Genomic DNA, 14,035 nt, shown 5'->3' on the forward strand with positions numbered 1-14,035 from the left:
TAATCAATAAGTTATAAAGATAAAAAAAGGGAGAGCGGAAGAATGGTACCCCCTTTATTTATAACTGAGACTCTGAGACTGAGACTCTCTGCTCATCCCGAACAAAAAAGCAGAAGTCTGCCAGCATCCCTGCCAGCAGACTCCTTTTCCATAAACCGAACCTAAATTTTACACTTTCTTTTTCTAGGAAATGCAATTACAATGTAAACCTAAATATAACCTATTACCTTGATGAAACTTCTAATACGCTTTTCTCTATTATAACGCTTTGCAAATGAATACCTTCTTAAGACTATTCAGCAACAGCCTGCTGCTCTACAGCCTTGTCCGCAACAGTCTGCTCTGTAGACTCCTGCTTAGCAGAATCCTCAACGCTAGCCTGAGAACTGATAGCTGTGCCTTCTACTGTTGAATCGGCTGGAGCTACTGTATCAACTGGAGCTACTTCAGAATTACCCATCATTTTGCTAGAAGCAAAAACATTACTTACTGAAACCATTACCATAGCTGCGATAGCTGCAAAAACGAACTTCTTCATAATCTTATCTTTTAAACTGTTATTACTAATATTGTTATTTACTTTCGTTGTGGATTCATTATCAAACCCGCTATTCATTATCACAAGATGCGTGCCAGAAAATGAGCAAACCAACAACTTCGCCTGATTATCAACCACTTATCATTTCCGTATCAAAAACAGAGAGTGGGGAAAATGGGGAATGAGTGGGGAAAAAATCCACAAAAAAATGGGGATTCCGTTCCAGATAACTTCCATTTTCCCCAAGAATAAGTTATATAACACAAAGGAGTAAAGAAGAAGGACAAACTAAAGATGCATACCCTCTTAAAATTAATTGGAAGAACTGGAATCTGGAAGAATTAGAAAACAGATGTTTAAACGAAAAACCGAGAAATATCTCAAAGAATGGAAAAGTGATGAGCACAAACACTCATTCTTCCCCTCTACATGGCTTTTCTGCTGAAAAACAAATAATCTTCGTTAAAATATCGGAATCCTAAGAATAATCCCGACAGAAATGATTAATTTTGCAAACAAAAACAGAATACTGTAGATAAATGCAGAGGATAACGCATAAGAGAATCAGATGTTCCTGGCTGCTGCTATTGGTTTACCTTCCGATGCTGCTGGTCATTACGTTTCACCACCATGGTGAAGCGCAGGGAACTCATGCTGATTTCTATTGTGCTGATTGCGCCCATCATGTTCATCACGACGGCCATCTGACAGCCCTGCAGAATACCATGCACGACTGTGTGCTTTGCCAATTGCAAAGCACTCCTTATCTGGCTCCATCCCTCGTGGTTTGGGTTGCCATCGCCGTGCTCCATCTCTCCCCTCGCCGTGCCTTCTGCTCTCCTTGCTTGTGCAGGGCGAAGGGGGTAAAATCTACCCGTGCTCCACCTTATTATCAGTTTTTATAAATAATTGAAAAATAACATAATAAGGTAATTAATAACATAATGAGAACAATATTGAAAGCAATATTGCTGATGAGCCTATGCTCGTCGGCAACAGCCCCAGCTATGGCTATAAACAGAACAAATCATGATAAGAAGGACGCAAACATTTATGAAGAAGAGGCAAACGATTCTACCAGACACCAGCCTCTGACGGAATCGAGCGTGAAACTGAACGATGTGGTGGTTACGGGATTGACTGGCAGCCAGAAACTCAAGCAGTCGCCAGCACCCATCTCTTTCGTTTCTGCCCGCCAGCTCGAAATGCAGCCTTCTACCAACATCATCGATGCCATCGCTCATCAGCCAGGCGTTTCGCAGATTACCACGGGAAGCGGAATCTCCAAGCCCGTGATACGTGGATTGGGATTTAACCGTGTGGTCGTAGTAAATGATGGAGTCAGACAGGAAGGACAGCAATGGGGCGATGAACACGGAATAGAAATCGACCCGGCTTCGGTTCATTCCGTAGAGATCCTGAAAGGTCCGGCAAGTCTTATGTATGGCTCGGATGCGATGGCTGGCGTCCTCATTTTCCATTCCACTCCTACCCTTGCTAAGGGCGACATGAGTGCGAATTTCTCAACGGGTTACCAAACCAACAACGGACTTTTTGATTATTCGCTCAACTTTGCCGGCAACCAGGGCGGCTTTGTCTGGAATACCCGATATAGTGGAAAAATGGCGCATGCCTACAAGAACAAATACGATGGTTACGTCTTCGGTTCTTCACTCCGAGAACAGGCCCTTTCGCAGCTCCTCGGTTGGAATTATCGCCAGGGACATTCGCATCTCACACTCGATTATTATCATCTCACTCCGGGCATCGTAGAGGGAGAAAGAGATGAGAAAACGGGCGAGCTGGAAATTCCGGATGGCTACGATGCCAAGAGTTACGGCAAACCGATGCCTTATCAGCAGATTCACCATTACAAGGCGGTGCTCGACAATTCCTGGTTCCTGGGCGACGGCAATCTGAAACTCCTCTTGGGTTATCAGCAGAACCGCCGTCAGGAGTTTGAGGAGGAAGAGAATCCGAAGGAATGCGGACTCGACTTCATACTCCATACCGTGAATTACGACCTGCATTATCTCTCGCCGGAAATGAATGGCTGGAAATTCTCAACAGGTGTCAACGGCATGTGGCAGCAATCAATTAACAAGGGAACAGAGTTTCTGATTCCAGCCTATCATCTCTTCGATTACGGTGTATTTGCCACGGTGAGCAAGGAGATAGGCAAACTGAACCTGAGCGGCGGCATCAGATACGATCATCGCCATCTGCACAGCGAGGCTTTGAGAGAAGAGGATGATGCTGAATCGAATGATTCTTTCCGCTTCCAGACCTTTAAGCGCAGCTTTGAGGGAGTAACCGGAAGCATTGGCTTGGCTTACGAAATCCTGCCCGATTTCAATATCAAGCTGAACCTGGCAAGAGGATTCCGTGCGCCTAACATCAGCGAATTATCATCGAATGGTGTGCATGAGGGAACCCAGCGATACGAATTGGGAAATTCCGGTCTGAAGCCTGAAAACAGCTGGCAATTCGACCTTGGTTTGGACTATTCTTCGCCTATTATTTCGGCAGAACTCTCGCTGTTTGCCAATCGCATCAACCATTACATCTATAGCGAGAAGTTGGCAGATGAGAACAATCAGCCTATCCTCATCGACGACACGCCTGCCTATCAGTTTACATCGGGCGACGCCCGCATTCTGGGTGGTGAGGCGAGCATCGACATCCACCCTGTGGAGCATCTGCATATCGGCAACACCTTCTCGTATGTCAACTCGGTTCAGTTGCATCAGCCATCCGAATCAAAGTATCTGCCATTCACCCCAGCCCCTCGCTGGGTTTCGGATGTAAGGTATGAGTTTGTCTGCGACGGCAAGACTTTCGACCATCTTTTCGTAAAGCTACAGATGGATTGCAATCTCCGCCAAAACCATTATTTCGCAGCCAACGATACGGAGACCGCTACGCCATCGTATACCTTATTAAATATGTATGCCGGTACCGACGTGAAGCTCCATGGCAAGCGCCTTCTCTCGCTCTATCTTTCGGGCGAGAACCTTACCAACCGTGCTTACCAGAACCACCTGAGCCGTCTGAAGTATCTTGACGTAAACCAGGTTACAGGCAGAAGAGGCGTTTACAATATGGGCCGCAACTTCAGCATAAAGATAGTGGTTCCGATAGAGCTGTAACTTCCCTTTTGGAATAAGTAATTCCTCATCAGGAATCAGAATTTTGAATAAACAAGTGCCGATAAGGATGCCAAAAGTTGCCGGAAAAGCAACTTTTGGCGCCATTATCGGCATTTTTTCGTCTAATTATTAGACAAACATTACTACTTTTCTATGATATTTCGTAACTTTGCACCATGATTAAGAAACAAGGAACGATATTGATTGTTGATGACAACCGCAACATTCTTACTACGGTGAGGATGCTGCTGGAACCCATATTCGATGGCATCATCACCATCGCCAGCCCTAACTCCATCCCAGCCAAGCTGAGAGAGGAGCATCCCGACGTGGTGCTGCTCGACATGAACTTCTCCAGCGGAATCAATTCGGGAAACGAGGGACTGTACTGGCTCAGGGAAATCAAGAGCCTCAGCCCGAAAACCGAGGTGGTGCTCTTTACCGCCTATGCCGACATCCAACTTGCCGTAACAGGCATCAAGGAAGGTGCCGCCGACTTCATCGTGAAGCCTTTTGAAAACGAGAAGATGATACGTACGCTGGTAGAGGCTAGGGATAAGAACAGGGCTGTGGATAACGTTATCAACAGGAATGGTGGAAAACCTGGTGGAAAAGATGCACAAAGCGCTATGTATTGGGGAGATAGCGAAGTTATGAACAATTTGAGAAGCATTGTGGAAAAGGTTGCTGCAACCGATGCAAACATCCTCATTACAGGCGAAAACGGAACAGGTAAAGAGGTGTTAGCCAACGAGATACATCGTTTATCCACAAGATGTGGGAAAAAGATGCTGCCTGTGGATATGGGAGCCATTACGGAAACCCTTTTCGAGAGCGAACTTTTCGGTCATGTAAAGGGTGCCTTTACCGATGCCAAGGTGGATAAACCGGGCAAGTTTGAGCTTGCCGACGGCAGTACCATATTCCTGGATGAGATAGGAAACTTATCCTACAGTCTTCAGGCAAAACTCCTTACCGCCCTGCAACGCAGAAGTATCGTAAGAGTGGGCGGAAGTACGCAGATTCCCATCAACGTACGACTGGTTTGCGCCACCAACCGCAACCTGCAGCAGATGGTAAATGATGGCGAATTCAGAGAGGATCTGCTCTATCGCATCAATACCATCCATCTGGAATTGCCTGCCCTGAGACAGAGAAAATCAGACATCGTTCCGCTGGCAGAAAGATTCCTCCATCAATATGGCGATTTATATAATAAGTTGAATCTCCGTTTTTCGGAAGAGGCTGAGAAAAAACTTACCAGTTTGCCATGGTACGGAAACATCCGTGAACTCCAGCACGCCATCGAGAAAGCCGTGATTCTGTCTGATGGCGGAATGATTTCTGCCGAAGATATTGACGGCGGAAACCAGCAGAAAAGAGAGAAGCCCCTGGAAGAGGTTCAGACGCTCGACGAGATGGAAAGCCGAATGATAGAGAAAACCATCAGGGAATGTGAAGGAAATCTGTCGGTGGTAGCCGCAAGACTGGGCATTTCCCGCCAGACGCTTTATAATAAGATTAAGCGATATGGATTATAAACTAATTATAATTATCGTGCTTTTGCTCGTGGCTGTAGTGGGTTGCATTCGCCTCTACCGCCACTATCGCCGTAACATCAAGAAGGTAACCTTCCTTTTTGATGCAATAGATAATGGGGATTTCTCCTTCAGTTTTCCTACGGAGAAGAGGTTTAAGGAAGATAATATTCTACACCAGTCCCTCAACCGCATCAAGCTCTTCCTGCAGCATACGAGAGAGGAGCAGATGGATCGGGAGAAATATTACGAGCAGATTCTGAATGCGGTGGATACGGGCATCCTGGTGGTGGATAGTCACGACAACATCCTGCAGCACAACCAGGCTGCCCTCCGGTTGCTCGACACGGATGTGCTTACCCACATGAACCAGGTAAAAGGAAAGCTGAAGGATGAACACCTGGCAAAGCATGAGACCCAAGCCATGCTGAAAGACAAGCACGTGCGCATCATCGCCCTGAGCGACGTGAGCCACGAGCTGAGCAATCAGGAGGTGGATTCTTGGATCAAGCTGATTCGAGTGCTGACCCATGAAATCATGAATACCATCACGCCGGTTACTTCGTTGAGCGAGACTCTGCTTACCCGGGTTACAGAGGATAAAGACCTGAAGCAAGGCTTGGAAACCATCCACAAAACAGGAACCGAACTGTTGGCTTTCGTCAACAACTATCGCCGTTTCACCCATGTTCCCCAGCCTCAGCCTGCTCTTTTCTATGTGGAACCCTTCCTGGAAAGAATGGCGCTGCTCTGCAACCACGAAGTCGAGATAGAAGTTTCTCCCAAGGATTTGCTAGTTTACGCCGATGAGAGCCTCCTCTCTCACGTAGTAACAAATCTTCTGAAGAATGCCGTAGAAGCTTTCAGGGAAAAGGAAAGAGAAGACAAGCAGGAATGCCGCTCCGCGGATTTGCAATCCGCGGCAAGCAAGAAGGCATTTATCCGTCTCCATGCCTACGCCAATGCCCAGGAATCCATCATCATCGACGTGAGCAACAATGCCGGTCTCATCCCCGAAGATGTAGCCTCCCATATTTTCATCCCGTTCTTCACCACGAAGCCGGAAGGAAGCGGAATCGGTCTCTCCCTCTCCCGCCAAATCATGCGAGTAAGCGGCGGCAGCCTCTCGCTCCATCAGGACAAGGCGCAGGGAATCACCACCTTCCGCATCATCATCCCATAACATAAGCACATTTTTTGAGAGAAAAGTTTGGTGCTTATCCATAAAAATCGTATCTTTGTCCCCACAAATACAGAAGATTATGGCATTCGAAAAGGAAATCAAGGAATACGAGGATTTGAGACGCAAATATCAAACCCTTATCATCAATAAAATGGATAGAGAAGAGTACATCAAATATAACGAAGTACTCTTCTCTACCCATTCGTGCGCCATTGAAGGCAACTCTTTCTCCGTAGATGATACCCGGGAGCTGAAGGAGAAAGGATTAGGGATGATCCCTGCCGGAAAGACTCTTTTCGAGGCTTTCGAAATGCTTGACCACTTCGAAGCCTTTGAGTACATGATGCAAAACACGCAGCATCCACTCGACGAGAATTTTCTGAAAGAAATCAACAGGCGGGTTACCAGCCATACGCTTTCCTATCGTTCTCCAGAAGCTATTCCGGGCGAATACACCACCACAGACATGGCAGCAGGCGATACGGTATTTGGCGACCACGAAGAACTCATCGCTAGAGTTCCCAAGCTGTTGGAATCTACCGAAAAAGCCATCGTTTCAGCAGCCGTTCATCCCATGATTCTTGCCGCCCGCTTCCATGGCTTCTACGAATATCTTCATCCCTTCCGTGATGGGAATGGAAGAACAGGACGACTCGTCAGCAACTACATTCTCTTAAGATTGAATCATCCTCTCCTTATCATCCCATCCGAAGCCCGACAGGAATACATTTCTGCCCTCCGTATGATTCGTACGGAAGCAACCGACGAGCACCTCATCCGCTTCTTCTTCAAGATGGCAATACAAAGAATGGAAGAAGAGCTGAAGCAGAAAGAGGCCAACACCAAGCGATTTATGACATTCCTCTTCTAATGAAGCATAGCGTCATACGCTCAGAAGTGCCAGAAGCACTAAAGCTGATTGCCCTCCTCCACAATCTGTCCATCAAACAGGCGGATGGTGCGATGGGCTATCTTGGCATCATGCTCATTATGCGTTACCATGACGATGGTGGTGCCCTCGTGGTTCAGCTCGGTAAGCAGATGCATCACCTCGGCTCCATTCTTGGAATCGAGGTTACCCGTAGGCTCATCGGCAAGGATGAGCTTCGGACCAAAGACCACGGCACGGGCAATGGCTACTCGCTGTTGCTGACCACCTGATAGCTGGTGAGGGAAGTGTTTGGCACGATGGCTGATGGCCATTCGCTTCATAATCGCCTGCACCTTTGCCTTGCGCTCTGCCTTCGGAATATTGAGGTAAGTAAGAGGAAGCTCGATGTTCTCCTCTACATTCAATTCATCTATCAGGTTGAAGCTCTGGAACACAAATCCGATTTCTCCCTTTCTCACATCCGTACGCTCCTTTTCCTTCAGATTTGCCACCTCGTCATTACCCAGGAAATATTTTCCTGATGTAGGGTTGTCGAGCAAACCGAGGATGTTGAGCAAGGTGGATTTGCCGCAACCGGATGGTCCCATGATAGCAACAAACTCGCCGTCTTCTACTGTGAAAGATACGTTATTTAAAGCAATCGTCTCCACATCTTCTGTGCGGAATGACTTGCAAAGATTCTCTATTTTAAGCATTTTCTTATCTTTTTACTTTTTTACCTTTTTACTTTTAATTTTATTCATCCTTGAGATATTTCACCGGATTACTGTTAGCCACCTTGTAGCAGTTGATGACGACGGAAAGCCCGATGATGACGAGCAAGATAATGGTAACGCCGATAAACAGCAGAGGCGTCATCGAAATCTTCTCGCTGAACGACATGAGCCATTGTCGGGCTATGAGCCAAGCCACCAAGTCGCCCACGATGATGCAAGGCAAGGCTATCTTTATGATGTCCTTCAGGAAGATGCGAAGAATATCCTTCACCTTCGCCCCGTTCACCTTCCTTATCGCTATCTCCTTGCGGCGGCGGTTCACCTCATCACTCGTATAACCCACCAATCCGAAGAGGGCGATGATCATCGTGATGATGCCGGCTACCAGGATTCCGTTGCGGAAATTGAGCTGGGAAGCATACTGTGCCTTGAACTCGGATTCATAATCATAAACGGTCACTTCATTATTCGGATACAGCGACTGCACCTCGTTCTTTAAGTCAGAGAGACTCTTTTCCGTCAAGTCATTAAACTTGACGAGCATACACCGATTAGCCCGACCATAGAAATAGACAAAAGGAGTAGCGTTCGTATCAGCATTCGACGTGCTAATCGTTCCATACCTCACATTCTTGACCACGCCACAAATCGTCATCGTTTCATCCTCATCACAATGAGAAGATACCCAAACCCTCTTACCTACGGCTCCATCTTTCCAATGTCCAAGTTTTACGAGCTTGTTAGCCAAGTTCTCGTCAATGATAATTTGTCGAGAACTATCATTACGCTCTGTGAAGAAAGATCCTTCTACAAACTCAACGTCCATCATCTTGAAGTAATTGTCATCCACTCCACCTGCATCATGAATGATTTGGATAGTACGCTTGTCGCCAGGCAAAGAAAGATTATTACCATTAAAGCTATAACTTTGCAAAGGAACACTATAGCAAGATGCCACCATATTGACATCAGGCATTCGCTTAATTTCCGATAGACATTGCGCTCGTTGGTCTTTCTCTAGTCCTTCTACAAAAACGAATGCCACCTTATCATACTTGTAACCAGGATTCAAGTTTACCATCATATTATATTGATTATTGACCACAAAGAGCAAGCTGAACAATAGCCCCGAAATGATAAACTGAACACCCAGCAAGATGAGCTTCCATTTCTTACGGTTCTCACTATACCCCCTGAAAGCAATCGCTACAGGTATCTTGCAGTAAAGCCAACCAGGCATCCATCCACCCACTAAAAGCACTAAGAGACAAATTGCTACCAATATCCAGCAACCTCGATTGAGCACCAAGACACTAACTGGGGCTGAAAGGAAATTCTCTACCGTTCCCTTGCTGAGAAATACTAAAATAGCTGCAAGAACAATCGACAAGCCAACATGTACCAACGCCTCGGAGAAGACAATGGCATGGATGTTCTTGGGTTCCGCTCCATAACATTTACGCACAGCCATCTCACGAGAACGCGTTACGAGATTACCCACGATGATGAGCAGGTAATTCATCACGGAAGTGAAAAGCAATACAAAAGCGATGATACCCATGATCCATCCCATCTTCTTGATGTAAGGGCTTTGCGTGTACATTTCGCTGAGAACGGTAAAGTCGTAATCTAATGAAATACCCGCTTTCTTCCATTCTTTCAACGGGAAGTGGTCTTGCTTCATCTTGTTGATATATGGATGAAGTTCACTTGGCTTATGCCCTTTTGACAATCGGATAAAAGACTGATAACAATCATTTCCAGTCCATTGCTGCCTTCCATCATAACCAAACATATCCCCGATACTACCCAATGACACCAACACTTGAAGAGAATGCCAAGAGGATCCCCATGGGAAACTCTCAAATACACCTCCGATAGTAAAGGTATGTCCAGGATAACTTGCCATCGTGAAATGCTTACCCACGACATTGCCGCCCATCTTCGCCGCTGTCTCTGAGTCTATCATGCAATAGAATGGACGAGAAAGGACTTCTTTTGCCTTGCCAATCGTTACCTTTTGGGGAAAGACATCAAAAAAACAGCTATCCGCCAATGCTATTTTACAAGAGATTGCATTTTGGTCTTCCATATTACATTGGAAATCTCCAATAAAAACAAGTCGTGTAGCAGCCTCCACAAATGGAGCATACTGTTTGATGCCCGGAGCTGTAGCTCCTGAGGTTTGGGCGAAATTGAAAGACTTATTGCCATCGTCTCCCGGCATCGTTCCCACTTCTGAAATCTGATACGTCCTTTCCCATCCTGGAAAGTACGTATCGTAAGTCTGCTCGAAATAAATCTCGGCAATAATTACCGAACTGATTGCCAATCCGAGCGCCAGGCACAATATCTTCACGAAGTTGTGCTGGCCCCTTCGAGGCAGATTCTTGAATGCGTTAATAATATGATTCATATCAAATATCCTGTTTCAAGGGCGTTAGCCCAATTTATCACTAATCACTACTAACTAATCATTACTAACTAATCACTACTAATTAAAAACTAATACATCATTATCCTTATAGGCTTCATAGCCGCTAACGATGACTTGTTCGCCCGGCTCCAAGCCCTCAATCACCTCATAATACTGAGGATTCTGGCGGCCAATGGTTATCTTTCGGCGATAAGCCTTCTTGCCACTCTTGTCTAAAACAAAAATCCATTGACCGCCCGTTACACTATAAAACGTGCCTTTAGGGATAATTATTGCCTGCTTCGACTGACCGAGTTGCAAATCTACATAATAAGTCTGACCGGTTCGGATGTTGCCAGGGCGAACACCTTTGAAGATGAAGTCGATGCGGAACCTGCCGTCTCTTACCTCGGGATAAACCTTGCGAACCTGCAGGAGATAATGCTTGCCGTTCTGGTCAAAAGTGGCAGTAAGTCCCGGTTTTACCCGGTCGATGTAATGCTCGTCCACCTGCGCCTGCACCTTGAAATCGCTGAGGTCGTTGATGACGCCTATCTTCTGTCCGGCAGAAATGCTCTGTCCCAGTTCCACATCGAGCAAGCCGATTTCGCCCGAAATAGTGCTGCGGATGTTCAGCTTCTCCTTGCGCTGGCGAACCAGCTGCACATTCTTCTGCATGGCTTCCAGATTATCGCCCATCTGATCCATCTGCGAACGGCGCAACTGGGCATCCTTCTTCAATCGCTTGCTGATGAGCGCATGCTTCTTGACGGCAAGGTCGTAATCTTCCTTTGCCTTGAGATACTCCTCGCGCGAATTGAGCTCTTCCTTGTGCAGCGCCTCCTGATGCTGATAGGAACGGCGCTTGGTAATGACATCCTGCGAAAGCGACAGTTCCTCGTTGCTATTGTTCAGACGGTCCTGCTCCATCGAAATCTGGGTATTGCGAAGCATATCCTGCTTTTCGGCAAGTTCGCTTTCGGCATTCAGAATCTCCAGGTCGAGATTCGAATTGCTCAGTTTCACGATTACATCGCCCTTGTTTACGTGGGCACCTTCATCCACCACTTTCTCCAGAACGATACCACCTTCCTCGGAACTGATCTGCACCACGGAGATAGGAACCACCTGTCCATCCACCGAAACATAATCGTTGAACTGCGCCTTCTCCACGGTTCCGATGCTCAATCCCTTCCTGTCCACCTTCAGGGTGGAAGAGAAATTGCTCAATCCCAACCAAATGAGGACTGCGATCAAAACCGCTCCTCCGCCAATCCATGCCCAGTACTTGCGAGGCACGAGATATTTTTTCTTTTCTATCTTTATATCCATAATTTAAGTGAAGAGTGAAGAACGAAAAGTGAAGAATTCACTTGCGTTCTATGATTTACTTTATTAAATTTTCTCCCTGATAATATCCTACCAGTCTCTGTTTGATTATGAGCAACATCTGCATCTGGAGTTCCTTGATTCTGCTTTCCAGAAGCGTCTGGGCTGCGGTATGAAGGTCGAAAGTGGAAAGCATTCCTTCCTCAAACTTGCGGCTCGACATGTGATAGGCGAGCGAATCAGAGGCCACCTTCTTCTGCATCTGATGCAACTCCTTGGCGTAACCCTCTGCATCCATTACCGCCTGGGCTATCTGATCGTGAAGCTTGCGACGGGTTTCCTCCAGGTTCACCTGCGCCAGTTGCCAGTCGTTACGTGCCTTCTTCACGCTGTGCCAATGGTCGCTATTATAAATAGGTATGGAAAGGGTCAACGCGAGGTATTCGCCCTGGTTGTTGTGAAACTGCGAGGCAAACCCATCGTATTGCCCTTTCTGAGAGAGATTCTTATAATAGTTGGTAGAAATGCCGCCACCGAGAGAGAGTGATGGCAGCAATCTGCCTTTTGCTATCTTGTAATCATACCGTGCCCGCTCCACTTCGTATTCTGCCGACTTTAAATCGGGAGAAATATGCTGGAAACCCTGGTAAACGGTTTCGTAGTTTACTCCAGATTCAGGAACCTCTTTATTTTCTGCCTTTAGCTTCAGATTCCGCTCTTCAGCTATCTGGATTTTCAGCTCTTCATCCACCGGAAAATTCATCGCGGATTTCAAGGCGAGCAGACTCTGTTTTGCCACATTCTCCTGATGCGTAAGATTGTATTCATCTTCCGCCACCTGCGATTCCATCTGTACCACATCCGGTCGGCCTTTTTCGCCCAGTTCATACAGGCGCTGCATTTTAGCCAGCATCCGCTTGCTTTCGTTCATTTTCTCGCTTGCTATCCGAATGCTTGCCTCAGCATAGGCAGCATCCACATATTTCTGCATCACGTCGATGGCTCTATCGTCCTGAATCTTCTGCATCGCCGTGGCAGAATAATCCTGGCTCAACTTAGCCTGCTTCAAGGCGTTGATGGTGGCGAAACCATCGAAGACATTCAGTTCGGCATAAAGTTGATAATAGTTGTTGAATGTCGTTACATTATTATAAGTATTGGTTTCCGGGTCGATGTTTCGTCCCCAGGCATACTGTCCCTGCACGCCACCCGTAACGGTAGGCAGGAATCCTGCCACAGCATGCTGGTAATCCTGCTTGCGCTGGCGGGCGTTTACCACCTCCCGCTTCACCTCCGTGGCGTGCTCCACGGCGTATTTCATGCAGTCGTCAAGGCTCCAGCTCTGTGCCGAGGCTCCAACCGCCCAGACCAACCATCCTATCAATATTCCTATTCTTTTCATAATCTTCTTCATTTTGGCATGATAAAGACAAGAGCCGTGCCAAAACAGCATTTCTCCTGATAATCAAACCATTAAATAAAAACTCTCATTAAACAAACTGTCCAACAATTAGACACCGGTGTCTAATTGTTGGACAGAAACCGCAGCTTAAAGCTGATCATTCATCGCATCCACCACTTGTCCATCAAACAGATTGATGATGCGACTGGCGTAGGTAGCATCGTGCTTGGAGTGCGTCACCATCACGATGGTGGTTCCCTCCTCGTTCAGCTCGCTGAGCAACTGCATCACCTCCATACCATTCTTGGAATCGAGGTTACCCGTAGGCTCATCGGCAAGGATGATGCTAGGCTTGCCCACCACGGCACGGGCGATGGCAACCCTCTGCTGCTGACCGCCCGAAAGCTGATGAGGATAATGCTTGGCACGATGACTGAGCTTTACCTTGCGCAGGATGTCGAGCACTCGCTCCTTGCGTTCCGCCTTGCCAATGCCTAGATATTTGAGCTGCAGGTCGATGTTCTCCTCTACCGTCAACTCATCTATCAGATTGAAATTCTGAAAGACGAAACCGATGCGACCCTTGCGATAAGCCGTGCGCTCACGCTCCTTGAGATGTCCTACCTCCTCATCGCCCAGCCAATACTCACCCTCGGTAGGTGTATCGAGCAAGCCGAGGATGTTGAGCAAGGTAGACTTGCCACATCCCGAAGGTCCCATGATGGCTACAAACTCGCCATCCTTTACATTGATGTTCACGCCGTTCAGGGCGATGGTCTCTATCTCTTCTGTACGAAATATTCTCGTTAAATTCTCTGTACGTATCATCTTGATTTAATGTTTAATGTGTAGTGTTTAATGTTTACTTAGCT

Annotated in this window: 11 protein-coding genes; 5 read left to right on the forward strand and 6 right to left on the reverse strand. The window is 46.8% G+C overall.

Translation table 11 applies throughout. The features are described 5' to 3' along the window. Positions 1-292: 292 nt before the first annotated feature. The gene (locus DWV53_RS07305) at positions 293-538 is read right to left on the reverse strand and encodes a hypothetical protein (RefSeq protein WP_117727369.1); all 246 of its coding nucleotides are present in this window, start codon (positions 536-538) and stop codon (positions 293-295) included. A gap of 539 nt (positions 539-1,077) precedes the next feature. Between DWV53_RS07305 and DWV53_RS15510 the strand changes: the two genes are divergently transcribed. The 5 genes from DWV53_RS15510 to DWV53_RS07330 all read left to right on the forward strand — a co-directional run bounded on the left by DWV53_RS15510 (position 1,078) and on the right by DWV53_RS07330 (position 7,279). Then, positions 1,078-1,443, forward strand: coding sequence for a hypothetical protein (locus DWV53_RS15510; RefSeq protein WP_147350846.1), 366 nt, complete (start codon positions 1,078-1,080; stop codon positions 1,441-1,443). A gap of 39 nt (positions 1,444-1,482) precedes the next feature. Beyond that, the gene (locus DWV53_RS07315; RefSeq protein WP_118152683.1) at positions 1,483-3,687 is read left to right on the forward strand and encodes a TonB-dependent receptor; all 2,205 of its coding nucleotides are present in this window, start codon (positions 1,483-1,485) and stop codon (positions 3,685-3,687) included. A 176-nt stretch (positions 3,688-3,863) separates the two neighbouring features. Then, positions 3,864-5,228: a sigma-54-dependent transcriptional regulator gene (locus DWV53_RS07320; RefSeq protein ID WP_118152685.1), complete on the forward strand. Its 1,365-nt coding sequence runs from the start codon at positions 3,864-3,866 to the stop codon at positions 5,226-5,228. Next, on the forward strand, positions 5,218-6,408 hold the full coding sequence (locus DWV53_RS07325) for a sensor histidine kinase (protein WP_118152687.1): 1,191 nt from the start codon (positions 5,218-5,220) through the stop codon (positions 6,406-6,408). The genes DWV53_RS07320 and DWV53_RS07325 overlap by 11 nt, the downstream gene beginning before the upstream one ends. Before the next feature lie 79 nt (positions 6,409-6,487). Further along, positions 6,488-7,279, forward strand: coding sequence for a Fic family protein (locus DWV53_RS07330; RefSeq protein WP_118152689.1), 792 nt, complete (start codon positions 6,488-6,490; stop codon positions 7,277-7,279). 38 nt (positions 7,280-7,317) lie between these two features. Here DWV53_RS07330 and DWV53_RS07335 read toward each other — a convergent pair whose 3' ends face one another. From DWV53_RS07335 to DWV53_RS07355, 5 genes are all read right to left on the reverse strand, one after another. Further along, a complete protein-coding gene (locus DWV53_RS07335) occupies positions 7,318-7,995 on the reverse strand; it encodes an ABC transporter ATP-binding protein (RefSeq protein ID WP_118152691.1) in 678 nt (225 codons plus the stop codon). A 40-nt stretch (positions 7,996-8,035) separates the two neighbouring features. Beyond that, entirely contained in the window at positions 8,036-10,432 is a 2,397-nt protein-coding gene (locus DWV53_RS07340; protein ID WP_118152693.1) for an ABC transporter permease, read from the reverse strand. Between the two features lie 78 nt (positions 10,433-10,510). Continuing rightward, entirely contained in the window at positions 10,511-11,764 is a 1,254-nt protein-coding gene (locus DWV53_RS07345) for an efflux RND transporter periplasmic adaptor subunit (RefSeq protein ID WP_118152695.1), read from the reverse strand. Positions 11,765-11,819: 55 nt separating this feature from the next. Beyond that, positions 11,820-13,163 (reverse strand): TolC family protein, encoded by a 1,344-nt coding sequence (locus DWV53_RS07350; protein WP_118152755.1) that lies wholly within the window; start codon positions 13,161-13,163, stop codon positions 11,820-11,822. 147 nt (positions 13,164-13,310) lie between these two features. Further along, on the reverse strand, positions 13,311-13,991 hold the full coding sequence (locus DWV53_RS07355; RefSeq protein ID WP_118152697.1) for an ABC transporter ATP-binding protein: 681 nt from the start codon (positions 13,989-13,991) through the stop codon (positions 13,311-13,313). Positions 13,992-14,035 lie beyond the last annotated feature (44 nt).

The organism is Segatella copri, from assembly GCF_003465495.1.
GTDB classification, from domain to species: Bacteria; Bacteroidota; Bacteroidia; order Bacteroidales; family Bacteroidaceae; genus Prevotella; species Prevotella copri_G.